Source organism: Marinobacter sp. bablab_jr003 (assembly GCF_016464245.1).
In the GTDB taxonomy this organism is placed as follows: Bacteria; Pseudomonadota; Gammaproteobacteria; order Pseudomonadales; family Oleiphilaceae; genus Marinobacter; species Marinobacter vinifirmus.
Genome location: NZ_JADARC010000117.1, coordinates 1 through 24,719 on the forward strand (window position 1 = coordinate 1; position 24,719 = coordinate 24,719).

Consider the following 24,719-nt stretch of genomic DNA (forward strand, 5'->3'; position numbering starts at 1 on the left):
AATTTTCGACGAGTCACTGTCCTGATATTTCGTATCCGAAATACCTCGGCCAGCGCCCACACGAATTACTTGGTTAACTTGTTAAAGAGCGTTTGAGCTGTTGCTCAATCAAGGCCGCGTATTCTACATCGTTCCGCCGCCCTGTCAACCGTTGATTTCGAATAATTTCTGAAGCAATTTTTCGAATACTTTCAATCGGTTATCGCTGAGGTTTTGCCCCGTTTCCGGCGCTGCCCCTCAAGCGAGATGCGCATTCTACAGACCTCAGCACAGGTGTCAACGGTTGCCTTAAACTTTTTTGAAAAGTCCTTTTCGCCGCCAACGCTCCGGCTACACGCGCGCCATTAAAGCTCTACTTTAACGGCATCCGCAACAGCTAAAGCACGCTGCCGGGCCTCCTCTATAGAGTTCCCCTTTGCCAGCGCCACCCCCATGCGACGACGCCCCTTCAACTCCGGCTTGCCAAACAACCGCAACTGGGTGTCCGGCTCAGCAAGTGCCAGCTCTACTCCACTGTATGAGACATCAACAGACTCACCTTCAGGAAGAATGACCGCCGAAGCCGTTGGTCCTTGCTGGCGAATTACCGGAACAGGCAAACCAAGAATGGCCCGGGCGTGCAGGGCAAACTCGGACAGGTCCTGGGACATCAGGGTAACCAGGCCAGTATCGTGTGGCCTCGGGGATACTTCCGAGAACCAGACCTGATCGCCCTTTACAAACAGCTCCACACCATAGACACCGTAACCACCCAGGTTGTCGGCAACTGCCCGGGCAATTTCCATGGAGCGCTCAAGGGCTTTGGGAGCCATAGGGTGCGGCTGCCAGGATTCCCGGTAATCGCCATCTTCCTGGCGGTGCCCGATGGGATCGCAGAACGAAACGCCATCACGGTGGCGAACCGTCAGCAGGGTGATCTCATAATCAAAATCCACAAAGCCTTCGATGATGACACGCCCCTTCCCTGCCCGGCCACCGGTTTGGGCATACTCCCAGGCCGCTTCTATCTCCGCATTGTCTCTTACCAGGCTCTGCCCCTTACCCGAAGAACTCATTACCGGCTTGACCACCAGTGGCAGCCCGATCTCTTCGACGGCAGCCAGGTACTCCTCGCGGCTGCCGGCAAACCGGTAGGCTGAAGTGGGCAACTCCAACTCTTCCGCAGCCAGGCGGCGGATACCTTCGCGGTTCATTGTCAGATTGACGGCACGCGCGGTCGGAACAACCCTGTATCCTTCTTCTTCAAGCCGCACCAGCTCAGCGGTTGCGATGGCCTCGATTTCAGGAACAATCAGGTGCGGGCGTTCTTTTTCAATGACCGCCCTCAGTGCCGCGCCATCGAGCATATCAACCACATGGCTGCGGTGGGCGACCTGCATGGCCGGTGCATTTTCGTAGCGATCCACGGCAATCACTTCCACACCGTAGCGTTGCAACTCCATTACCACTTCTTTACCAAGCTCGCCTGAGCCGCAAAAAAGCACGCGTGTTGCACCAGGCTTCAGCGGTGTACCAATCCGGACAGTCTGCTCTGAACCAGTCATTGAATCTGTCTTCCTGTGTATAGATTAGATAGCAACTTTCTTTTCACGCTCAGCCACTTTTCGAAGAACCTCCCGGCGCTCCTCGTCTGTCATCATGGTCCAGCGCAGTATTTCATCCCCGGTTCGCTGACAGCCTATGCAGGTGTCATTCTGGTCCAGCGCACAAATGCTGACACAGGGGGAGCGAACTCTATCGGCAGTTTTCATGGTTAAATCTCGACTTGCTGCAGATCAGCCAGGTAACGCTCGGCATTCTTCACGTAGTGAGCCGCACTGAACTCCAGCATTTTCTTCTGGCTGTCATTCAGCTCACGACGAACCTTGCCCGGGGAACCGATCACCATGGAGCCGTCCGGAATTTCCATTCCTTCCGGGATCAAGGTGTTCGCGCCAATCAGGCAATGCTTGCCGATCTTTGCACCATTGAGCACCACCGCATTAATGCCAATCAGCGAATAATCCCCGATCTGACAGCCATGCAGCATCGCTTTGTGCCCGACGGTCACACCACGCCCAATAGTAAGCGGAATACCCGGATCGGTATGCAGAACCGAACCGTCCTGGATGTTTGATTCCGGGCCTATGGTGATCAACTCATTGTCGCCACGAATCACCACATTGAACCAGATACTGGATTTCTCCATCAGCTTGACGCTGCCAATCACGGTGGCGTTGTGGGCGACAAACTGGCCATCGCCGTCTTTTTCGGGCTTTCGCTGACCCAGGCTATAAAACATAGAACTCCTCCGTCGCCCTACCGGGGCGGCTCAAGAATATCGATGCCGGCATCGTACACAGCATTCAGGAAATCGACCAGAACCACGGCCGACAAACCCCATATCTGATAACGCTCCCAGCGATAGCATGGGACGTAAAGGGTATTGTGCTGGAAGCTCAGGGTATCCGTTCGTTCCCGCTTGTCCTCGAGGAAAAAAGAAACCGGAACACGGAAGATACTTTCAATTTCCGCCGGATTTGCCTGTAACGGGTGATCAACCGGCACCAGGCCTACGTATGGAGTTACGACAATCCGATGCAAAGACATCACCTGACTGAGCGGCGCAATGAGCCGCACCTGGTCCGGCGGCAGGCCGATCTCTTCATGGGTCTCCCTCAACGCGGTTTCCGCCAGGGAAGCATCTTCGGGATCCCGCTTGCCCCCCGGGAAAGCAACCTGCCCGCGGTGGGTTTTCATATGCTCGGACCGGAGCGTGAAAATGATCTCGGGGTTGCGGTGATCATCGGTGACCGGAACGAGCACGCCAGCTTCGGGGTAATCCAGGGCCAGTTGCCTGGGGGCGTATTTGGACAACCGTTCGGTTAGCAGGTCTTCCACTCTTTACTCCGGTTACTTGCCAATATTGAGTGAGACACAGGCAGTCCGGATCGTTAAACTGACTACCAACGGACACTCAGTATACGGGGAAAACAATGAAGTATTGCAGCACATGCGGCCAGCCGGTTGCACAACGTATTCCAGAGGGAGATAACCGGCATCGCTATGTTTGCGTCAGCTGCGAGACCATACATTACCAGAACCCGCGCATTGTTGCCGGCACGGTTCCGGTGTGGGAAGGCCAGATTCTGTTATGCAAGCGCGCGATCGAACCCCGCTATGGCTACTGGACCCTGCCTGCAGGATTTATGGAAAACGCCGAGACCACCATGGAGGCAGCCGCCCGGGAAACCCGGGAAGAAGCCCTGGCGGAAGTTACCATCCATGGTCTGTACTCGATTATTGATGTCCCCCACATCAACCAGGTGCACATGTTTTATCGCGCCACCCTTACAGACGGGCAATTCGGCGCCGGGCAAGAGTCCCTGGAATCAAAGCTGTTCACTCCCGACGATATCCCCTGGGACGAAATTTCCTTTCCTACCGTACGAAAAACCCTTGAGCTGTTCCTCAACGATATGAAGAGCGACAGCTATGGCGTGCACATTAAAGACATTCGCCACCCGATGGCGAAGAAAGGCTGATCAGAAGTCTTCCAGCCGGAAAACCTCGTACGCGGGCTCCTCATAGGGGTGAGCCTGCTTCAGTGCCGCAACCGCCTTAACGATCACCGCATCATCGCAAACCAGCTCGACCTTGTACTCCGATACAGTCTCCAGCTCCCCCTGACTCCCCAAAAAAGGATCACTTCCTGCCAGCGGACGAAACTGGCCCTGCCCTTTGCATTGCCAGGCACACTGATCGTAATCACCGATCTTCCCCGCACCGGCATCGAACAAAGCCAGCTTGGTTGGCCCCAGATGACTCTCCGGCACGAAGTAACACAACTTGTACATAGCCCGCTCCAGATTGATCAAGCTTCGCTCAGCATTAGGGTTTCCAAACTTACCCACAGTTTCTGTGGATAACTCTGGGGATATTTTCTGGGAATCCGTCCCTGAGCCCCATTGTTACTGACCTTTCCTTAAACTGGCGACAAAATCGCCCATTTAATTTAATCGTTATCTTTCAATAACTTATATTTGTCGAACAAAAATCAGGCGTAAATCTCTGACTCTGTTCACAGATCACACAACCCACCCGCAAAAATGTGCATAAAGTTCGCGAGTCAAGACCTTGACTGACAAGTTTTCGGACTTTTTTACACAAAAAAACCGGCCTGAAGGGTGCTTCCAACAGAAGCTCTTCAGGCCGGCTTTGTCAAGACGGACTCAGGGGTTGATCAAGCCAACCAGCGTCTCGCATTTCTGAACATACGCATCCAGGGGCCGTCTTCCTGCCAGCCATCCGGGCGCCAGGAGTGCTGAACCGCACGGAATACCCGCTCGGGATGCGGCATCATGATGGTCACCCGGCCATCACGGGTGGTAACACCGGTGATGCCCGCCTCGGAACCGTTCGGATTGTAGGGGTAACGAGTCGTCGCCTCGCCCCGGTTGTCCACGTAACGCATGGCTACCAGCTCATTTTCGATGAGCGCCTGGGCGTTATGAGCGGCGGCAAATTCAATCCGACCTTCACCGTGGGCCACGGCGATCGGCATCCGGGAACCGGCCATGCCGTCCAGGAATGCAGACGGAGACTGTGCTACTTCCACCATCACCAGGCGAGCTTCAAACTGCTCAGACTGGTTACGAACAAAGCGCGGCCAGCCTTCGCTACCCGGAATCAGCTCGTGCAGGTTCGACAGCATCTGGCAACCGTTGCACACGCCCAATGCCAGTGTGTCCTGGCGATTGAAGAACGCGGCAAACTGATCCCGAACGCGGTCATTGAACAGGATGGACTTGGCCCAACCTTCACCGGCACCCAGAACATCACCGTAGGAGAACCCGCCACACGCCACCAGGCTCTGGAAATCATCCAGGGTGATGCGGCCAGAGAGCAGGTCGCTCATGTGCACGTCTGTTGATTCAAAACCGGCACGGTCGAAGGCTGCTGCCATTTCAACCTGGCCATTTACGCCCTGCTCACGCAGGACAGCCACTTTCGGCCGGGCGCCGGTGTTGATGAACGGTGCAGCAACATCTTCGTTAATGTCGAAGGTCAGCTCGGCGTTCAGGCCGGGGTCTCCAGCGTCCAGCAGGTTATCAAACTCATCCTGGGCACAGTCCGCATTATCGCGCAGCGACTGAATGCGATAGCTGGTTTCCGCCCACAGGCGCTGAAGCTCTGTGCGGGACTCATCCACCACACTGTCGCCGGCAAAGTTCAGGCGCACGCGGTCTTTATCGTTCAGGGTACCCACCACACTGGTGTGGTCGCCCAGACCAGCCGACGAGAACTGCTGCAGGACAAACTCGGTGTCGTCACGACGCACCTGAATGACTGCACCCAGTTCTTCGTTAAACAGCTCGCGGGCAAATTGCGAGCTGTCTTCCGCCAGGCCGTCCAGCTTGATATCCACACCGGTGCGGCCGGCAAATGCCATTTCTGCCAGTGTGACAAACAAACCGCCGTCAGAACGATCGTGATACGCCAGCAACTTGCCGTCGCCATTCAGGCCCTGGATCACCGCGAAGAAGGCCTTGATGTCTTCCGGGTCGTCCAGGTCTGGCGCTACGGCACCAACCTGGCGATAAACCTGCGCCAGTGCAGAGCCACCCAGGCGGTTCTGGCCGGCAGCCAGGTCAACCAGGATCAGGTCGGTTTCACCGGCATCTGTTCTTAGCTGGGGCGTCAGTGTGCGGGCTACATCGGTAACCGGCGCAAAGCCGCTGACAATCAGAGACAGCGGCGCAGTCACGCTCTTCTGCTCACCGTTGTCTTCTTCCCAGGTGGTTTTCATAGACATGGAGTCCTTGCCCACCGGGATGGTAATGCCCAGCTCCGGGCACAGCTCCATACCGACTGCGCGCACGGTCTCGTAGAGATTCTCGTCTTCACCCGGGTGACCGGCTGCGGCCATCCAGTTCGCAGACAGGCGAATATTCGAAAGCTTTTCGATAGGCGCCGCGGCCAGGTTAGTAATTACCTCGCCCACCGCCATACGGCCGGAAGCCGGCGCATCAATAACTGCAACCGGTGTGCGTTCGCCCATAGCCATGGCTTCGCCGGTACGCACATCAAAGGAGGCAGCGGTCACCGCCACATCACTCACCGGCACCTGCCAGGGGCCAACCATCTGGTCACGGGCCACAAGGCCGGTAATTGTGCGGTCACCAATGGTGATCAGGAAACTCTTGGAACCCACAGACGGCAAACGCAGGATACGGCGAATGGCATCATGGATATCGATCTTGGTGGAATCGAACACCGGCTTGGTGAACGAAGAGCGGGTAATGCTGCGGTGCATTCTCGGCGGCTTGCCGAACAGCACTTCCATCGGCAGGTCCACCGGCTTGTCGTTAAAGTACGAATCGCCCAGTTCCAGGTGGTGTGCTTCGGTGGCTTCACCGATCACCGCATAGGGGCAACGCTCGCGACGGCACAGGGAATCGAACAGGTCGAGATTCTCCGGTGCCACGGCCATTACGTAGCGTTCCTGGGATTCGTTACACCAGATTTCCAGGGGCGACATTCCGGGTTCGTCGCTCGGGATATCCCGCAATTCGAACTTGCCGCCACGGCCGCCGTCTTTCACCAGTTCCGGCATGGCGTTGGACAAACCACCCGCACCTACGTCGTGAATAAAGCAGATCGGGTTGTCATCGCCCATTTGCCAGCAGCGGTCGATCACTTCCTGGCAGCGGCGTTCCATTTCCGGGTTGTCCCGCTGAACCGAGGCAAAGTCCAGGTTCTCGTTACTGGAGCCAGAGTCCATGGAAGACGCCGCGCCACCACCCAGGCCGATCAGCATAGAGGGGCCACCCAGCACAATCAGCTTGGCGCCAACCGGGATATTACCCTTCTCCACATGATCTTCCCGGATGTTACCCAGACCACCGGCAATCATGATGGGCTTGTGGTAACCGCGCACTTCCTCACCGGCGGCGCCGGGCACCTTCTCCTCGAAGGTACGGAAGTAGCCGGCCAGGTTCGGACGGCCGAATTCGTTGTTGAACGCAGCGCCGCCAATCGGGCCTTCAATCATGATATCCAGCGGTGAGGCAATGCGATCCGGCTTACCGTAGCCGATCTCCCAGGGCTGCTCATCGCCGGGAATATTCAGGTTGGAAACCGTGAAGCCCGACAGGCCGGCCTTGGGCTTGGAACCCCGACCGGTCGCGCCCTCATCACGGATTTCACCACCGGAGCCGGTAGCGGCACCGGCAAACGGCGAGATAGCCGTGGGATGGTTGTGGGTTTCCACCTTCATCAGAATGTGTACCGGCTCCTTGTTGTAGCCGTACACACCGGTTTCCGGATCCGGGAAGAAGCGCCCGGCCACACTGCCTTCGATAACCGACGCGTTATCTTTATAGGCTGACAACACGCCTTCGCTGTTAATCTCGAAGGTGTTGCGGATCATCGCAAACAGGGATTTCTCCTGGCCTTGCCCGTCGATATCCCAGGACGCATTGAAAATCTTGTGGCGGCAGTGCTCCGAGTTGGCCTGCGCGAACATCATCAGTTCCACGTCGGTCGGATCACGCTCAAGGCCGGTGAACGACTTCACCAGGTAGTCAATCTCGTCTTCCGCCAGCGCCAGGCCCAGCCGGGCGTTGGCTTCAACCAGGGCATCACGGCCGCCGGACAACACCGGTACACGGCCCAGCGGGCGGGGTTCATCGTGGCTGAACAGCAGCACGGCACCGCCGGTTTCGTGGAAGACGGTCTGGGTCATGCGGTCGTGCAGCAGGGCGGCAATTTTTTCCCGCTGCTCCAGTCCCAGCTTACGGCTGGACTGCACATAATAGGCAATACCACGCTCGATCCGGCGAATCTGGCGCAAGCCGCAGTTGCGGGCAATGTCCGTGGCCTTGCTGGACCAGGGCGACAGCGTGCCCGGCCGGGGCACCACAAGGAACAGAACCCCTTCAGGTTCTTCAACCTGTACACTGGGGCCGTATGTCAGCAGCCTGTCCAGAATCGCGTGTTCCGCGTCGGAGAGGTCATCATCGAGATCCACAAAGTGCATGAACTCGGCATACACATGGGCTACATCCGGAACAATATCCTGGATCCTGGAGTGCAGCTTGCGGGAACGGAAAGGCGAGAGCGCGGGAGCGCCGCGAAGTTCAAGCATGATATCAACCTGTATCGCGCGAAATCGGGAGACGTCTGAAAGGCGGCCATGATACTCGAAACGGGCGGCGGGATACAGCATCAGGTAGCCGGCCGGAAAAGCGTACAATTGACATTGTTTTGCACATGGATTGAACAGATCAATTGACCACCTTCCGGCAAGGAGGGATCATTCACCTGACTGCATGGAACGTCGAATGATGCGGAGCGCAGGGATTTGTCACGATTGACCAGCACCTTTAAAACCAGCCACAGGCCTGTGGCCCTGATTCTGCTGGCTGCACTGGCGGTCAGCGGCTGCTCCCGGCCGACTGCCCTTCAGGAAGTTCGCAACGAAGGTGTCCTGCACGTTATTACCCGTATAGCTCCTTCTATTTATTACCAGGAACGGGAAACCACAACCGGGTACGACTACGAACTGGCCAGTGACTTTGCCAGGGAACTGGGCGTAGAGCTGCGAGTCCGTATTGCTGAAGACAACTCCGAAATCCTCTCGGTGCTGTCCCGAAACTACGCCCACATCGGCATGGCCGGGCTCGCCAGGCTGCCGGAGTTCGAAGGCAAGTTCCACACCGTGCCCACCGGCATCAATGTTCAGTCGGTAGTGGTTTACCACCGGGATGCGGACAGGCCGGAAACCCTCAGCGACCTGCAGGGCGATACTGTCCACATGCTGGCTGACAGCAACCACGAACACCTGCTTGAAGCACAGCAAGGCGAACCGGCGCCGGTTATTGCCGTTCACCCTGAAATCGATGCAGCCGGCCTTCTGGCCCGGGTGGAAACCGGGGAATTCGCCTACGCGGTGGTTTCATCCAATGAGCTGGACCTGAACCATGTATTCTTCCCCGATGTCTACGAAGGCTTTGCCCTGAACGAACCGGAAGAGCTGGTTTGGCTGTTCCCGGCGGAGCAAGATGATTCGCTGGCCAGTGCCGCTTCCAGTTTCATGGAAGCCCAGCGTGATAGCGGCCAGATGGAGCAGCTGGCCGAGCGTTTTTATGGCCACCTGGACCGGCTTAATTTTGTGGGAGCCCAAACCTTCATGGCCCACGTGGACAACCGGCTGCCCACCTACCAGACCACCTTCGAAAGCTACGCCCGGGAAACCGGCCTGGACTGGCGCCTGCTTGCAGCCATCGGCTACCAGGAATCCCACTGGCGCGCCAATGCGGTCTCCCCCACCGGCGTGCGCGGGCTGATGATGCTTACCCGCACCACTGCCAACTATATCGGCGTGAGTAACCGCCTGGACCCGGAGCAAAGTATTAAAGGTGGCGCCCTGTATTTCCTCCGGGTGCTCGAGAAAATTCCCGACCGGATTCCGGAACCGGACCGCACCTGGTTTGCCCTCGCCTCCTATAACGTGGGCTATGGCCACCTTGAAGATGCCCGACGGTTAACGGAATCGGCAGGTAAAAACCCGGATCGCTGGATGGATGTGAAGGAATTCCTGCCGTTGCTGGCCCAGAAGGAGTGGTACACCAAAACCCGCTTCGGTTATGCCCGTGGGCACGAGCCGGTGGCCTACGTACAGAACATCCGTCGCTACTACGATGTACTGGTAAGGGTCACGGAACCGGAGCTGCCAGAACCGTCTGAAACCGATGTAGACCTGGCCGCCCTCAATGCCAGAGATGAAAGCGCCGAAGATGGAACCAATGGTTCCGACAACGCGGACAATACAGAATCGGGCTCACCCAGCCTGCGAGCCGCACTGCCGCCTGAGCTGGGGCTGATCCCGCCCACACTGTAATCCGGCCAACCGGGTTACTCGTCTTCGGGAGCCCGCGCTTCCAGTGCCCGCTCAACCTGTGAATGGGAAAAGCCCCTCCCGGCCAGAAACCGTGCCTGTCGCAACTTTTCTTTCAGGTCATCATCCAGCCTTGCCAGCCCGAACCGCCTTTCCCTCAGGCGCACTGCCGATGCCAGCCATTGCTCTTCGGTGGTTTCACTGAGGCACCCGGGGCTGAAATTCACCCCACGCTGCTGCAAGTCCGCCAGGATTCTCAGGGGCCCGTAGCCCGCATCCATCCGTTGCCGGGCAAACACATCGGCAAAACGGTGATCATCCAGCCATCCTTCATCCTCGTATTCATCGAGGACTGTGTTGATCAGTGCCGGCTCAATCTTCCGTTGGCGAAGTTTCAGCGCCAGCTCGTGGCGACTGTGTTCACGCCGAGCCAGCAAGCGCAGCGCCACCGAGCGGGCCTTGTAATCCTGGTCTTCGGGATTTTCATCTCTTTTTGCCATACAGCCCCTTTCCGCGATGGCTTGCAAAACGCTAGACTACCGGCCGATTTCACACACTGCCCGGCACACCCGACCGTGCTTGTGGCCGGTGGCAGCACACTTTGCCGCCACCGCAGACTGGTTTCAATCCCGAAGGATACCTTTATATGGCTGCATTCATTCAGAGACTGTTCAAATCCCGCAAGGCAACCCCGGCAAGCGCTCCGAAAAACAGCACGCCAAAAGCGGCCGAGACCAGCCAGCAGGAAGCCCAAAACGAACGACAGCTTCTGCGGGAATCCCAGGAAAACCAGCTCAGAAACAATCCGCCACAGCCCGAACTCGCCCAGCTTGCCATTGACGGCGTAACCGCTGCCATTCGCCTGGAAGCCGCCAACGGCCTTCAGCAGGAAGAGCTCCTGCAGCAGGTGCTCAAGCAGGCCAAGGGCCGGGACAAGGGTGTCTACCAGGCAATCAAGCAAAGCCTGCAAACCGTGAAAGACCAGCAGGCCGCCGAAACCGCCGTACAACAGCGTATCGAAGCCCTGATCACCCAGGTACAGGACCAGGCCCGCAGTGAAGACACCAAGCTTTACGAAGCCCGGCTCGACGCAGCACAGGAAAGCTGGCGCAGCGTTGAAGCCAGCGCCAGTGCCGAACAGGCCGGGCAATTCCTGGCTGCCGTGCACGACTGCCGGGAGCGGCTGAAACAGTTTAAACAGGTACAGGAAGACGAAAAGCGCCACCAGGAGCAGGCCCGCCAGAGAACCGAGACCCTGGAACTGCTCCAGCAGACCCTGACAGACCTGCAAACTGCCTCCGCAGAAGACCTGCCTTCGGCCTCGGCCCTGGACGCCCTGCAGAAAACCCAGGAAAACCGCTGGCTGGAGGCCACCCGTGACACCCAGGTAAGCAAGCAGGAGCAGAAAGAATACGAGCAGCAGATGCTGGGCTTGCGCAACTACCTGAGTGCCGTGCGCCGCCTGGAAACCATGAAAGACAGCATTGCCAGCCTGGGTGAAGCGGCCGGATCAGACGAGGCAACCGACGAGCAACGTGATGCTGCAAGGCAACTGCTCAAGGAACTGGAGTGGCCGGCAGAATTCCCCCAGCCCGCCAGGCTGGAACCTGTACGCAAGCTGGCCGGCAAACCCAGAGCCGCGAAACCGGCAGATGCCAACCAGGAACAGCAAAGCGCGGTTATGTCAGCTCTGAAGGCCACCCTTCCGGACCTGGAAGCTGCCCTGGAAGCCAGGCAGTTCAAGGAATCAAAGCAACTTCTGAAAACCGCCCAGAACCAGTTCCAGCAACTGGATGGCCGAAACCGTCGTGGCTTCCAGGCCCGCATGCAACTGCTTGCCGGCCAGTTCCGGGAGCTCAGCGACTGGCAGGGCTTTGCCACCGAACCCAAGCAGGTATCCCTGTGCGAGCAAATGGAATACCTGGCAGAACAACCCATCGAGCCGGAAGCCAAGGCGGAGCGCATCAAGGAGCTGCAGAGCGAGTGGCGTGAACTGGGCGGTTCGTCTGACCGGGCCCTGTGGAGCCGGTTCAAGGCCGCGTCTGACAAGGCCTACGAACCCTGCAAAGCCTACTTCGAGGCAAAATCGGACCTTAAACAGGCCAACCTGCAGAAGCGCCAGGCCATCTGCGACCAGTTGGCTACTTTCCTGGACAACGCAGACTGGACAGCCATCGACTGGAAAGGCGCCGAGCGCATTCACCAGACTGCCCGGCAGGAGTGGAAATCGGCCTGGCCCGTGGACTTCCGCGACAACCGGCAAATCCAGAAGCGTTTTGACGACTTGCTGAAGCAGCTTGAGCGCCCGCTGGACGAAGAGCGCAAAAAGAACGAAACTCTCAAACAAGGCATCGTCGAAAAAGCCGAGGCGCTGATCAGCCACGAGCCCCTGCAGGAAGCCATGGAGCAAGCCAAGGCCCTGCAGAACGACTGGAAAGCCATCGGCATCACCCGGCACCGGGAAGACCGCAAACTCTGGCAGGCGTTCCGCACAGCCTGTGACCAGATCTTTGCCCGCCGCGATGCCCAGCGCTCCGCACAGCAGGAGGCAACCGAACAGGCAGACCAGGCGGCACTCGAAACCGTTGCCCAGCTGCGGGAACTTGGCACCGAATCCCATGACCAGTCCATCGCCGGCGCCATCGAACAATTGAACGGCCTGGCCGGTAATCCGTTGTCCAAGCCGGTTCGGGAACAGGTTCAGGAGCTGAAAAAGCGCCTGGCCCAGACCGCCCGCACCCGTAAGTTGAAACAGAAAATCAACGACTGGCAAAGCCTGGTGGCAGGCCGGGTAGACAACTCCCTGGATCCGCAAACCGCGCCTGAGAGCTGGGCCCGCCTGGCACAGAACCAGCCAGCAGTGTCTGGCCGGGACCTGGCCATTCGTGCGGAGATCCTCGCCGGCGCCGATACCCCGGAACAGGACCAGCCTCGCAGGATGGAAATCCAGGTGCAGCGCCTGACCGAAGGTATGGGCAACACAGAAACAGAAGCGCCGGCACAAGAGCTGGAAAAACTGGTTGCCCTGTGGTGCCTGCACCCGGAGGTAGAGGACGTATCCGCCAGCAACGCCGACCGCCTGAATCGCGCACTGGAGGTTATGCTCGGCAGCGATTAAAAGGTCGACTCACTCCCCTGATCCAAAATCCCTGCTCCGGCGGGGATTTTTCGTTTCCGGGCTGAGCAATTTCGCCAATGGGATTGGCAGCGGCTGTCATTACCGGGTACTACACTGAACCGCTATGGTTATCACTCTTTGAAAACAAGCCCGGATAACAATCAGAGGAACAGCTATGACCACCGAGGCGTACATATTCGATGCCGTTCGCACCCCCCGCGGACGCGGCAAGAAAGACGGTTCATTGCACAGCGTAAAACCCATCAGCCTGCTCACCACCGTGCTCAAGGCCCTGCAGGAACGTAACCAGCTGGATACCGCCCAGGTGGACGACATTGTCATGGGCTGCGTTACTGCCGTAGGCGACCAGGGCGCAGACATTGCCAAAACCGCCGCACTCGCCGCCGACTGGGACGAGAAAGTGGCCGGCGTCACCCTGAACCGTTTCTGCGCCTCCGGCCTGGAAGCCGTCAACCTGGCCGCCATGAAAGTACGCTCCGGGTGGGAAGACATGGTGGTAGCGGGCGGCGTTGAAGCCATGTCCCGCGTGCCCATGGGCTCTGACGGCGGCGCCTGGGCTACCGACCCGGAAACCAACCTGCACACAGGCTTCATGCCCCAGGGCATCGGGGCTGACCTGATCGCCACTCTGGAAGGCTTCAGCCGTGAAGATGTCGACGGCTTTGCCGTGAAATCCCAGCAAAAAGCCGCCAACGCCTGGGACAAGGGCTACTTCGCCAAATCCATCGTCCCGGTCACCGACCAGAACGGCGTGGTGATTCTGGACCGCGACGAGCATGTGCGCGGCAACACCACCGTGGAATCCCTGGCCAGTCTGAAACCCTCGTTCCAGATGATGGGTGAGATGGGCTTCGATGGCGTGGCCCGGGAAAAGTATCACTACGTAGAAAAGATCAACCACGTGCACCACGCCGGCAACTCCTCCGGCATTGTCGACGGTGCCACCGCCGTGCTGATTGGCAGTGAAGCCAAGGGCAAGGAACTGGGTCTGAAGCCCCGTGCCCGCATTGTCGCCACCGCGGTCACCAGCACAGACCCCACCATCATGCTCACCGGCCCGGCCCCCGCCGCCCGCAAGGCGCTGGAGAAAGCGGGCATGACCGTGGGCCAGATCGACCTGTTTGAAGTGAACGAAGCCTTTGCCTCAGTGGTGATGCGCTTCCAGAAAGAACTGTCCGTTCCGGACGAGAAAGTGAACGTGAACGGCGGCGCCATCGCCATGGGCCACCCGCTGGGTGCTACCGGTGCCATCATCTTGGGCACCCTGCTGGATGAACTGGAACGCCGTGAACTGCGCTACGGCCTGGCCACCCTGTGTGTGGGCGGCGGCATGGGCATTGCCACCATCATCGAGCGCGTCTGAACGCCACTTTCAAATAAAAGGAACCGACCATGAGTGCCATCCAATACGACCTGGGTTCAGACCAGATTCTGACCCTGACCATCGACATGCCGGGCCAGTCCGCTAACACCATGAACGGCGAGTTTCGCACCGCCCTGACCGACACCGTCAACAAGGTCAAAGGTGACCTGGACAACATCAAAGGCATCATTATCGCCTCCGCCAAGAAAACCTTCTTCGCCGGCGGCGACCTGAACGAACTGTACAAAGTCACCCGCGAGCAGGCCAAAGACTTCGAGGCCATGATCAACTGTCTGAAAGCCGATATGCGGGCGCTGGAAACCTGTGGCAAACCCGTGGTGGCCGCCATTAACGGCACCGCCCTCGGCGGCGGACTGGAACTGGCGCTGGCGTGTCATTACCGCGTCGCCATTGATGACGACCGCACCCAGCTGGGCCTGCCGGAAGTGACCCTGGGCCTGCTGCCCGGCGGTGGCGGCACCCAGCGCCTGCCCCGGATGCTTGGCCTGGAAGCGGCTTTCCCGTTCCTGATGGAAGGCAAAAAGGTGAATCCGAAAGCGGCCCTGAAAGCCGGCATCATGAATGAATTGGCCAGTTCACCGGAAGACATGATCGCCAAGGCCCGGGCCTTTATCGAAGCCAACCCCAAGTGCCAGCAACCCTGGGACCAGAAAGGCTTCAAATTCCCCGGCGGCGCCCCACATCATCCAGCCATGGCACAGAAACTGGCCATCGCACCGGCCATGCTGCGGCAAAAAACCAAGGGCTGTTACCCTGCCCCTGAGCGGATTCTGGCAGCAGCCGTGGAAGGCGCCCAGGTGGACTTCGACAACGGCAGCCTGATTGAAACCCGATACTTTGCCGAGCTGGCCACTGGCCAGGTTGCCAAGAACATGACCGGCACCTTCTGGTTCCAACTCAACGCCATCAAGGCCGGCGGCAGTCGCCCGGATGGTGTGGAAAAAGAAACCTTCAAGAAAGTGGGCGTACTGGGTGCCGGCATGATGGGTGCCGGCATTGCCTACTCCACTGCCAGCCGCGGCATTGAGGTGGTGCTGAAGGATGTTTCCGTGGAAAACACGGAGAAGGGCAAAAGCTACTCCGAGAACCTGCTGGCCAAGAAAGTCAGCCGCGGCCGCATGACCGAAGCCCAGAAAGACGAGGTGCTGGCCCGAATTAAATCCACGGCTTCCGCCGACGATCTGGAAGGTTGCGACCTGATCATCGAAGCCGTGTTCGAAGACAGCGATTTGAAGGCAAAGGTTACCCAGGAATCCGAGCCGAAAATGGTGGCCAACGGCATCTTTGCCTCCAACACCTCCACCATCCCCATCACCCAGTTGGCCCAGGCCTCGGCCAAGCCGGACAACTTCATCGGCCTGCACTTCTTCTCGCCGGTGGACAAGATGCAGCTGGTGGAAATCATCGTGGGCGAGAAAACCTCCGATGACACCTTGGCCCGCGCATTCGACTACGTGCAGCAGATCGGCAAGATCCCCATCGTGGTCAACGACAGCCGCGGCTTCTTCACCTCCCGGGTCTTCGGAACCTTTGTTAACGAGGGCATCAGTATGCTGGCCGAGGGCATTCACCCCTCCAGCATCGAGAATGCGGGGCTTCTGGCCGGTATGCCTGTGGGGCCGCTGGCCATCTCCGACGAAGTCAGCATGACCCTGATGCAGCACATCCGCGCCCAGAGCCGAAAAGACACCGAAGCCGCCGGCGGCACCTGGCAGCCACACCCGGCCGAAGCCGTCATTGATGCCATGGTCGACACCCACAACCGCAAAGGCAAAGCCGCCGGCGCCGGTTTCTACGAGTACCCGGACAAAGGCAAGAAACACCTGTGGCCGGAACTGGAGAACCTGTTCGTTGACCAGGCCAAGGCCCGCAGCGTGCAGCTTCAGGACCTGAAAGACCGCATCCTGTTCATCCAGGCCATCGAGACCATCCGCTGCCTGGAAGAAGGCGTGTTGAGAACCGTGGAAGATGCCAACATCGGCAGCATCTTCGGCATTGGCTACGCGCCCTGGACCGGCGGCGCCATCCAGTTCGTCAATCATTACGGCGTTCGGGCCTTTGCCGAACGGGCACAGCAACTGGCGGACCAGTACGGCGAGCGCTTCGCACCGCCTGCGCTGCTGATGGGCAAAGCAGAGAACAACGAAACCTTCTCCTGACCCTGCCGGCCGGAGGGGGCCTCCCTCCGGCCACTTTACTTCCCGCAACCTGCCCCAATCTATTACCCCGGGGCGCAACGTATATGGACATATTGTCACGAAGCTATACCCAAGGCCTATGGCAACAGGTGTAGCGGTTGCCTACAATAAATTTATCAGTCACGGGTAGAACAGCGGCTTACGCGTTACCAGACACCCAGTATCGCCAGGTATGCATTTATGAGGATTGCGGAAAGAATCAGACAACACAGCCCCCGGCCGGCCACCCTGAAAAAAGCGGGGCTTTGCACAGCACTGGGCCTTGCCCTGCTGGTGCCGGGACTGTCCGGTTTGCAGGCAAAGCTGGATGACTCGGCTATCTACGAGCCGGTCGCGCCCACCATTGACCAGGCCCGGGCCAACATCCTGATTGCCCGCCAGCTTCAGTTCACCCATTTCCGCAACCTGGGTATCAGTGACGAACTCTCTGGCGATGTGTTTGATGCCTACCTGGACTACCTGGACAACCAGCGCGTTTACCTGACCCAGCAGGACATCGACGCACTCTCCAACGTCCGTAACCGCCTGGGTTCGGCCCTGAAAACCGGCCAGCTGCAACCAGGCTTTGATATCTACAACCTGGTGCAACAGCGGGTTATCCAGCGCCTGCAGTTCGCCCTGTCGCTGATCGACGAGGGCATTGATAACCTGGACTTCGAAGGCAACGATCAAATCCGCGTTGACCGCTCCGAAGCACCCTGGGAAGCCGACAGTGCCGCACTGGACCAGCTCTGGATCAAACGCATCAAGAACGCGGTGCTGGCCCAGCGCCTGAACGGCACTGAAGACGACGTCATCGAAGACAACCTGCGCCGCCGCTACGAAGGCCAGCTGAAGCGCGCCTACCAGGCTCGTAGCGAAGATGCCTTCCAGGCCTACATGAACGCCTTCACCGGCATGTGGGACCCGCACACCTCCTACTTCTCTCCGCGCACCTCGGAGAACTTCAACATCAACATGAGCCTGTCCCTCGAGGGCATTGGCGCGGTGCTGCAGTCCGACAACGAATACACCAAGGTAGTGCGCCTGGTTCCCGGCGGCCCGGCCTCCAAACAAGGCCAGCTGCAACCGGCCGACCGTATTGTGTCGGTAGCACAGGAGGGCGAAAAACCGGTCAACGTGATCGGCTGGCGCCTGGATGAAGTGGTGGACCTGATTCGCGGCCCCCGCAACTCAACCGTCACCCTGGAAGTGATTCCGGCCAACGCCTCGGACGAAAGCGTTACCCGCTCGATCGATATCAGCCGGGACGAAGTCAAGCTGGAAGAACAGAGCGCCAGCAAGGAAGTGATCGAACTGGAACGTAAGGGCCAGGACTATCGCATTGGCGTGATCACCATTCCCACCTTCTATGCCGATTTTCAGGCCATGCAGGCAGGTGATCCCAATTACAAAAGCACCACCCGGGACGTTCGCCGGCTGATCAGCGAACTGAAGGAAGACGGTGTCGATGGCGTGGTGATGGACCTGCGCAACAACGGTGGCGGCGCCCTGCACGAAGCCAACGACCTGGTAGGCCTGTTTATCGACAAAGGCCCGACAGTGCAGATCCGTAACGCCAACAACGATGTTCAGGTGCTGAACGATGAAGACCCCACCGTGGTTTACGACGGCCCGCTGGTGGTGCTGGTTAACCGCATGAGTGCCTCGGCTTCGGAAATCTTTGCCGGCGCCATCCAGGATTACGGTCGCGGCCTGGTTGTAGGCTCCCAAACCTTCGGCAAGGGTACGGTACAGGCGGTTCGGCCCCTGAACCACGGCCAGCTGAAGATTACCCAGTCCAAGTTTTACCGGGTATCCGGCGGCTCTACCCAGCATAAAGGGGTGATTCCGGACATCGAGATTCCGTCACGCATCGACAAAACCCGCATCGGCGAAGATGCCCTGGACCACGCCCTGCCCTGGGACCAGATTGAGGCGGTGCCCCATAACCGTTACTTCGACTTCAGCGGCATTATCGATGAGCTGCGCGAGCGCCATGAAGACCGGTTTGCGACCAACCCGGAATTCAGCCTGCTGCAGAAAGAAATCGAATTCCTTACCCAGCAGCGGCAGATGGACTACGTCAGCCTGAACCACGCCGAGCGGAAGGACCAGCACAGCCAGATTGAAAACACCCGGCTGACCATTGCCAACGCCCGCAGGGAATTGCGCGGTGAAGAGCCGTTCGACACCCTGGAAGACCTCGAGCAATGGCAGGACGAGCAGGCCGCAGACCTGGACACCACCGATGACGAACTGGACTTCGTGATCCGTGAAGGCGGCCACATCATGGCCGACCTGCTGGAACTGGACCAGCGCACCGCCTCTATCCTGTCGCCCACACAGTTCGCGGCCAAAGCCGAAACCCGGTAACCACATGGCAGACACCGACCGGGAGCCAGCCAACCAGGATAGCCAGCAGCGCGCCGCCCTGTTCCGGGACATGCTGCTGGATGCCCTGCACGCCATGCGCTCCATGGACGAAGTGGAAAGCCTGGCAGGACGGGATAACAAGGCCAGGAGCCCGGAAGGCATACTGGAGCGGATAGCGGGATTTACCGGTTCTGCCCTTCGCCTGGGTGCCAAGGCCACCGATACCTCCCTGCGGGTGGGCCGCGCGCTGATTAACTCCCAGGATCAGCTGCGGGCCATGCTCACCGCCGGCCAGTCCATGAAAGACATCCGCGAAGTGGCCGGGCTTACGCTTTCGGAAATGAGCGAAGCCCTCAACCTGAAAGACAAGTCGCTGCTGGAAGCCATCGAGAACGGTACGTCTACCCTGTCCTTCGAGCTGATTCTGCGCCTTGCGGCACTGATTGCCCGCAACGACCCGATTCCCTTCATCATGCGCACTACCCGCAACTACAACCCGGAGGTGTGGCAACTGCTGAACGACTGGGGCATCGGGCGCATACCGCTGCAGTTCGAGCGGGAACGGGAATTTATCAATATTTTCCGGCGCCATGACGATGCCCGCACCCTGTCGGATGAAGGCTTCCGCAAGGTTCTGGAGTTCACCCGCCACAGCTTTGAGATGTCCATGCACTTCGTGGAAGAGCAGGAAAAGCAGGTGGCCGACCTGAAAGCAAACCTCCAGGCCGGCCAGGCCACCGCAGGAAAATCCGGGGCCGACAAAGAATCAGGCAAATAGCGCCTGCATGGCCGCCAGGTCCGGATGCCGGACAGCGCCCTTCTCGGTTACGATCGCATCAATCAGGCTGGCCGGGGTAACATCGAACACCGGGTTGAACACCTCCACGCCCGCCGGCGCCAGCGCAATGCCCCGAATCTCCCGGACTTCCGTACCTTCCCGCTCTTCAATGGGAATCTTCGCGCCAGACGCCAGGGCCATATCCACGGTGCTGGACGGCGCCACCACCATAAAGCCCACATTGTGATAACGTGCCAGCACCGCCAGGTTGTAGGTACCGATCTTGTTGGCCACATCACCATTGGCCGTAATACGGTCTGCCCCCACCACAATCCACTTCACCTTACCGCTGGCCAGGATGGCGGCCGCTGCACCATCGGCATTCAGGGTGACGGGGATTTCATCACGGGTCAGTTCCCAGGCCGTCAGACGACTGCCTTGCAGCCAGGGGCGGGTTTCATCCGCGTACACCCGTTCCAGCAACTGCTTCTCATGCAAGCGACGGATTACTCCCAGTGCCGTGCCATAACCACCAGTGGCCAGGGCGCCGGTATTGCAGTGTGTCAGCACGGATATGGGTGCCTGTAAGTCCATGACCTCCAGCGCATGGTCCGCCATGGCAAGGTTGGCTGCCAGGTCTTCCTCGTGAATACGTACCGCTTCGGCAGCCAGTTGCTCCGCTGCTTCGGGCAAGGACTGACACGCCCGGAAGACCCTGCCCATGCGCTCCAGGGCCCAGAACAGGTTTACCGCGGTCGGGCGGGAACGGGCCAGTTCATCCATCGCCCGCTCAATCTCGCCCTGCCAATCGTCAGTACCGGCATGGCCTGCCGCCAGGGCAACTCCGTAGGCGGCACTGATACCAATAGCGGGCGCCCCCCGAACCACCATATCGGCAATACACTGAGCCACGCCGGAAGCGCCCTCCGAGGTAATCCAGTGCTCCTCCCCAGGCAGCAATCGCTGGTCCAGCAGCTCAAGCCGGTCGCCATGCCAGCGCATGGCTACAGTGCCCATGGAACGGGAGGAAGGGGAATTGGCCATAAACAGCTCCGCAGGGGGTGAAAAAAACGCAGTATAGCTTTTTCCTACCTCGTTTATACCTCCATTGGCCCGGTGGCCGGGGTAGTTCTGTTGCAGCGGGCTGGTTATACTTCCGAGTTGAATTTTCCGGCACGATCAACCGTGCCAATAGCTGACAAGGCAGGTTAATGACGGCAGACACCATTACTGCGGCCGACACCCGGATCAACGCGCGCTGGCTGATACCCATGGAACCCTTTGGCGTGGTTCTGGAGCACCAGGCCGTTATCCTTCAGGGCAGCCGTATTGCCGATATCCTGCCCCAGAGCGAAGCAGACCAGAAGTTCCGCACCCGGGAAACCATCAACCTGGACCATCACGTGGTCTTGCCAGGGCTGATCAACCTGCACGGCCACACCGCGATGTCCCTGTTCCGGGGCATGGCCGACGACATGCCACTGATGACCTGGCTGAACGACCACATCTGGCCGGCCGAAGGCCGTTTTGTCAGCGAACCCTTTGTTCTGGACGGCACCCGCCTGGCCATGGCCGAAATGCTGCGCACCGGCACCACCACCTTCTCGGATATGTATTTCTTCCCGGAGGTGACTGCCCAGGTGGCCCACGACGTTGGCATGCGCGCACAGATCTGCTTCCCCCTGCTGGACAACCCGACGGTGTGGGGCTCCGGCCCGGAGGATTACCTGGGCAAAGGTGCCGACCTGATTGCCCAGTGGCAGCACGACGACTACATCATGCCCGCCATCGGCCCCCATGCACCCTATACGGTGTCTGACCAACCGCTGACGGCAGCCGTTAAGCTGGCAGAGGAAACCGGTGCGGCCCTGCAAATACACCTGCACGAAACCGCCTTCGAAGTGGACGAAGCCGTAAAGGCCACCGGCAAGCGCCCGGTAGCCCGGATGGCAGAACTGGGCGTACTCGGCCCGAACAGCCAGTATGTGCACATGACCCAGATTGACGATTCCGATCTGGAGCATCTGGCCCGGGCCGGAGGGCACATCGTCCACTGCCCGGAATCGAACCTGAAGCTGGCCAGCGGCTTTTGCCCGGTTCAGAAGCTGATCGACAGCAACATCAATGTCACGATCGGTACCGACGGTGCTGCCAGCAACAACGACCTCGACCTGTTCGGCGAACTGAAAACCGCGGCCATGGTGGCCAAGGTGGTGGCCGGGGATGCTGCCGCCGTGTCAGCACACACCGCACTCAAGATGGCGACCATTAACGGCGCCCGGGCCCTGGGCCGCGACCACGAACTGGGCTCGCTGGTGCCGGGCAAACTGGCCGACCTGATTGCCGTTGATCTCAGCGACCCGTTCCTGCAGCCCGTGTACGACCCGGCCTCTCACCTGGTGTACAGCAACCATGGCCGGGCAGTAAGCCACAGCTGGATTCACGGCGTACCTCAGGTACAAGACGGCCGCTTGACCCGTATCGATGTGCCAGACCTGATGCTGCGTGTCAGCGACTGGCGTAACAAGATTCTCAGTTAATTATCTCAACCAGGTGCACTCCATGAGCAACCAGAACGTAGACCAGAACGAGATTGCCAAGTTTGAAGCACTGGCCAGCCGCTGGTGGGACCCCAGCAGCGAGTTCAAGCCGCTTCACGACATCAATCCCCTGCGCCTGAACTACATCGACGAGCGGGTATCGCTGGCAGGCAAGAAAGTACTGGATGTTGGCTGTGGTGGCGGTCTGCTGTCTGAAGGCATGGCCCTGCGTGGTGCCCACGTAACCGGCATCGACATGGGCGAAGCCCCGCTGAACGTAGCTCGGCTGCACGGCATGGAATCCGGTGTGAAGGTGGACTACCGCCAGACCACCATCGAAGAGCTGGCCCGGGACCCGGAACATGCCGGCCAGTACGACGCCGTCACCTGCCTGGAAATGCTGGAGCACGTTCCGGACCCCGGCTCGGTCATCAAGTCTTGCGCGGCCATGTTGCGCCCGGGCGGCCACCTGTTTGTGTCGACCATCAACCGCAACCCGAAGTCCTTCCTGTTTGCCATTGTGGGCGCGGAATACGTGCTGAACATGCTGCCCAAGGGCACCCACGAGTGGAAGAAGTTCATCCGGCCCTCGGAAATGTCCGACTACCTGCGCCACGCCGGGCTGGACGTGCGCGAGCTTACCGGTATGACCTACAACCCCATCACCAAAAGCTACAAGCTGGGCCGTGATGTCGACGTCAACTACCTGATGCACGCGCGGGATATTCGTGAAGACTGATCAAAAACCCTCTGCGGTACTGTTTGACCTGGATGGCACCCTGATCGACACCGCACCGGATTTCATCCGCTGCCTGAACCAGCTGCGCCAGCTCCATAACCTTGAACCGCTGGCGGCCGAACAAATCCGCCCTTCGGTGTCCAATGGCGCAAGGGCCATGATCCGGGTCGGTTTCGGGCTGGAGCCAGAGCATGACGGCTACGTGAAAAAGCACACGGCTTTTCTGGACCTATACGAGGCGGGCGTAGCGGTAGAAACCACCCTGTTCGAGGGCATGGACTCACTGCTGGAAAACCTGGAAGCCCGTGGCATTCCCTGGGGCATTGTCACCAACAAGCCGGTACGCTTTGCCGAGCCGCTGGTACAGGCACTGGGGCTGGCCCAACGTTGCGCCACCCTGATCTGCCCGGACCACGTCAGCGAACGCAAACCACACCCGGAGCCGCTGTTCCTGGCCTGCCAGAGAATTGGTGCTGCGCCGGAACAGGCCGTGTATGTTGGCGACCACGAGCGGGATATCGAAGCCGGCCGTAACGCCGGCATGCGCACCATCGCTGTGCGCTACGGTTACATCGAGCAACCCCACACGGTTGATCTGTGGCAAGCCGATATCATTGCCGACACCGTCAGCGACCTGGCAAAGCTGTTACAATAAGCCCCCTTTTTCGTTCAATCCCGGCACTATTCGGGCCGGAAAACGCCTGAACACGGAGACAGGTTATGCAAGATTACCAGGCACCCGCCGATCTTCTGAAAGACCGCATTGTCATGGTAACCGGAGCCGGCAGCGGCATTGGCCGCGCTGCCGCCAAAGCCTACGCCGCCCACGGCGCCACCGTGATTCTGGTGGGCCGCACCGTAGGCCGGCTGGAAGAGGTCTACGACGAAATCGAAGCCGCCGGCCATCCGCAACCGGCCATTGTGCCGATGAACTTCGAAGGCGCGGCGGTCAAGGACTACGAAGAACTGGCCATGACCATCGAGGAAAACTTCGGTCGGCTGGATGGCCTGCTGCATAACGCGGGCATTCTGGGCTCCCGCAGCCCGGTAGAACTGTACGACCCGGAAACCTGGAACAAGGTGATGCACGTTAACGCCACCGCCCCGTTCCTGCTCAGCCGGGCAATGATTCCGCTGCTACGCAAATCCGATGATGCGTCGATGATCTTCACCTCCTCCGGTGTCGGCCGCCAGGCGCGGGCCTACTGGGGTGCCTATGCGGTATCCAAGTTCGCCGTGGAAGGCCTGGCCCAGTTGCTGGCCGACGAGCTGGACGACGAGCGCAATAATATTCGGGTGAACAGCCTGAACCCGGGTGCGACCCGCACCGGCATGCGCCTGCTGGCGTACCCGGCGGAAGATCCGAAGAAAAACCCGGAACCGGAAGCTCTGATGCCGGTGTACCTGTACCTGATGGGCAAGGACAGCCGGGGTGTAAACGGCCAGCAAATCGACGCGCAGCCGAAAAAATAATGGAATTACTGTTTTACACCACCTCCAATTGCCACCTGTGTGAACTGGCAGAAGCCCTGCTGGCGAACACGCCCATGCCGGAGCCCATCCCGGTAGATGTGGTGGATATTGCCCAGTCTGAAGAGCTGGTGGAACGCTACGGCACCCGCATTCCGGTGCTGCGCCGCAGCGACACCGGTGCGGAACTTGGCTGGCCGTTTACCAGGGACCAGTTACTGACGTTTCTGCAATGA

General features: G+C 59.3%; 20 protein-coding genes. 12 read left to right on the top strand and 8 right to left on the bottom strand.

All coding sequences use genetic code 11. The features are described 5' to 3' along the window. Positions 1-344: 344 nt before the first annotated feature. The 4 genes from purT to H3Z84_RS11955 are packed head-to-tail and all read right to left on the bottom strand — an operon-like array spanning position 345 to position 2,880. Complete coding sequence (gene purT / locus H3Z84_RS11940; protein ID WP_094625744.1) at positions 345-1,544, bottom strand: formate-dependent phosphoribosylglycinamide formyltransferase; 1,200 nt, start codon at positions 1,542-1,544, stop codon at positions 345-347. Between the two features lie 24 nt (positions 1,545-1,568). Beyond that, on the bottom strand, positions 1,569-1,751 hold the full coding sequence (locus H3Z84_RS11945; protein WP_199457599.1) for a DUF1289 domain-containing protein: 183 nt from the start codon (positions 1,749-1,751) through the stop codon (positions 1,569-1,571). Positions 1,752-1,753: 2 nt separating this feature from the next. Continuing rightward, positions 1,754-2,281: a gamma carbonic anhydrase family protein gene (locus tag H3Z84_RS11950; RefSeq protein ID WP_199457600.1), complete on the bottom strand. Its 528-nt coding sequence runs from the start codon at positions 2,279-2,281 to the stop codon at positions 1,754-1,756. 17 nt (positions 2,282-2,298) lie between these two features. Next, positions 2,299-2,880: an NUDIX hydrolase gene (locus H3Z84_RS11955; RefSeq protein WP_094625746.1), complete on the bottom strand. Its 582-nt coding sequence runs from the start codon at positions 2,878-2,880 to the stop codon at positions 2,299-2,301. A gap of 95 nt (positions 2,881-2,975) precedes the next feature. Between H3Z84_RS11955 and H3Z84_RS11960 the strand changes: the two genes are divergently transcribed. Beyond that, a complete protein-coding gene (locus H3Z84_RS11960; protein ID WP_199457601.1) occupies positions 2,976-3,524 on the top strand; it encodes an NUDIX hydrolase in 549 nt (182 codons plus the stop codon). Here H3Z84_RS11960 and H3Z84_RS11965 read toward each other — a convergent pair whose 3' ends face one another. Continuing rightward, complete coding sequence (locus H3Z84_RS11965; protein WP_199457602.1) at positions 3,525-3,836, bottom strand: YqfO family protein; 312 nt, start codon at positions 3,834-3,836, stop codon at positions 3,525-3,527. Positions 3,837-4,222: 386 nt separating this feature from the next. After that, entirely contained in the window at positions 4,223-8,128 is a 3,906-nt protein-coding gene (gene purL, locus H3Z84_RS11970) for a phosphoribosylformylglycinamidine synthase (protein WP_199457603.1), read from the bottom strand. Between the two features lie 216 nt (positions 8,129-8,344). Between purL and mltF the strand changes: the two genes are divergently transcribed. Continuing rightward, a complete protein-coding gene (gene mltF / locus H3Z84_RS11975; RefSeq protein ID WP_199457604.1) occupies positions 8,345-9,883 on the top strand; it encodes a membrane-bound lytic murein transglycosylase MltF in 1,539 nt (512 codons plus the stop codon). Positions 9,884-9,897: 14 nt separating this feature from the next. Here the strand turns inward: mltF and H3Z84_RS11980 are convergent, their stop codons facing one another. Then, positions 9,898-10,380, bottom strand: a complete 483-nt coding sequence (locus tag H3Z84_RS11980) for a regulatory protein RecX (RefSeq protein WP_022989620.1) — start codon at positions 10,378-10,380, stop codon at positions 9,898-9,900. A gap of 146 nt (positions 10,381-10,526) precedes the next feature. On the opposite strand from H3Z84_RS11980, the gene H3Z84_RS11985 reads away from it, so the two are divergent. The 5 genes from H3Z84_RS11985 to H3Z84_RS12005 all read left to right on the top strand — a co-directional run bounded on the left by H3Z84_RS11985 (position 10,527) and on the right by H3Z84_RS12005 (position 19,734). Next, positions 10,527-12,998 (top strand): DUF349 domain-containing protein, encoded by a 2,472-nt coding sequence (locus tag H3Z84_RS11985; RefSeq protein WP_199457605.1) that lies wholly within the window; start codon positions 10,527-10,529, stop codon positions 12,996-12,998. 175 nt (positions 12,999-13,173) lie between these two features. Beyond that, positions 13,174-14,382, top strand: a complete 1,209-nt coding sequence (locus tag H3Z84_RS11990; protein ID WP_199457606.1) for an acetyl-CoA C-acetyltransferase — start codon at positions 13,174-13,176, stop codon at positions 14,380-14,382. A gap of 29 nt (positions 14,383-14,411) precedes the next feature. Then, positions 14,412-16,562, top strand: coding sequence for a 3-hydroxyacyl-CoA dehydrogenase NAD-binding domain-containing protein (locus H3Z84_RS11995; RefSeq protein WP_199457607.1), 2,151 nt, complete (start codon positions 14,412-14,414; stop codon positions 16,560-16,562). A gap of 219 nt (positions 16,563-16,781) precedes the next feature. Further along, positions 16,782-18,956 carry a carboxy terminal-processing peptidase gene (locus H3Z84_RS12000; RefSeq protein WP_199457608.1) on the top strand — a complete coding sequence of 725 codons (2,175 nt, stop codon included), beginning with the start codon at positions 16,782-16,784 and terminating at the stop codon, positions 18,954-18,956. Between the two features lie 4 nt (positions 18,957-18,960). Next, a complete protein-coding gene (locus H3Z84_RS12005) occupies positions 18,961-19,734 on the top strand; it encodes a helix-turn-helix domain-containing protein (protein WP_199457609.1) in 774 nt (257 codons plus the stop codon). Here H3Z84_RS12005 and mtnA read toward each other — a convergent pair. Continuing rightward, on the bottom strand, positions 19,723-20,778 hold the full coding sequence (gene mtnA / locus H3Z84_RS12010; RefSeq protein WP_199457610.1) for an S-methyl-5-thioribose-1-phosphate isomerase: 1,056 nt from the start codon (positions 20,776-20,778) through the stop codon (positions 19,723-19,725). The two genes, H3Z84_RS12005 and mtnA, sit on opposite strands and share 12 nt — an antisense overlap. A 167-nt stretch (positions 20,779-20,945) precedes the next feature. Here mtnA and H3Z84_RS12015 point away from each other — a divergent pair, with 167 nt between their 5' ends. The 5 genes from H3Z84_RS12015 to H3Z84_RS12035 all read left to right on the top strand — a co-directional run bounded on the left by H3Z84_RS12015 (position 20,946) and on the right by H3Z84_RS12035 (position 24,719). Beyond that, on the top strand, positions 20,946-22,274 hold the full coding sequence (locus H3Z84_RS12015) for a TRZ/ATZ family hydrolase (RefSeq protein ID WP_199457611.1): 1,329 nt from the start codon (positions 20,946-20,948) through the stop codon (positions 22,272-22,274). 22 nt (positions 22,275-22,296) lie between these two features. Then, positions 22,297-23,013, top strand: coding sequence for a bifunctional 2-polyprenyl-6-hydroxyphenol methylase/3-demethylubiquinol 3-O-methyltransferase UbiG (gene ubiG, locus H3Z84_RS12020; protein ID WP_199457612.1), 717 nt, complete (start codon positions 22,297-22,299; stop codon positions 23,011-23,013). After that, positions 23,003-23,668 carry a phosphoglycolate phosphatase gene (gene gph / locus H3Z84_RS12025; protein ID WP_199457613.1) on the top strand — a complete coding sequence of 222 codons (666 nt, stop codon included), beginning with the start codon at positions 23,003-23,005 and terminating at the stop codon, positions 23,666-23,668. The genes ubiG and gph overlap by 11 nt, the downstream gene beginning before the upstream one ends. 65 nt (positions 23,669-23,733) lie before the next feature. Beyond that, positions 23,734-24,486 carry a YciK family oxidoreductase gene (locus tag H3Z84_RS12030; protein ID WP_058340684.1) on the top strand — a complete coding sequence of 251 codons (753 nt, stop codon included), beginning with the start codon at positions 23,734-23,736 and terminating at the stop codon, positions 24,484-24,486. Further along, positions 24,486-24,719 (top strand): glutaredoxin family protein, encoded by a 234-nt coding sequence (locus H3Z84_RS12035; RefSeq protein ID WP_199457614.1) that lies wholly within the window; start codon positions 24,486-24,488, stop codon positions 24,717-24,719. The genes H3Z84_RS12030 and H3Z84_RS12035 overlap by 1 nt, the downstream gene beginning before the upstream one ends.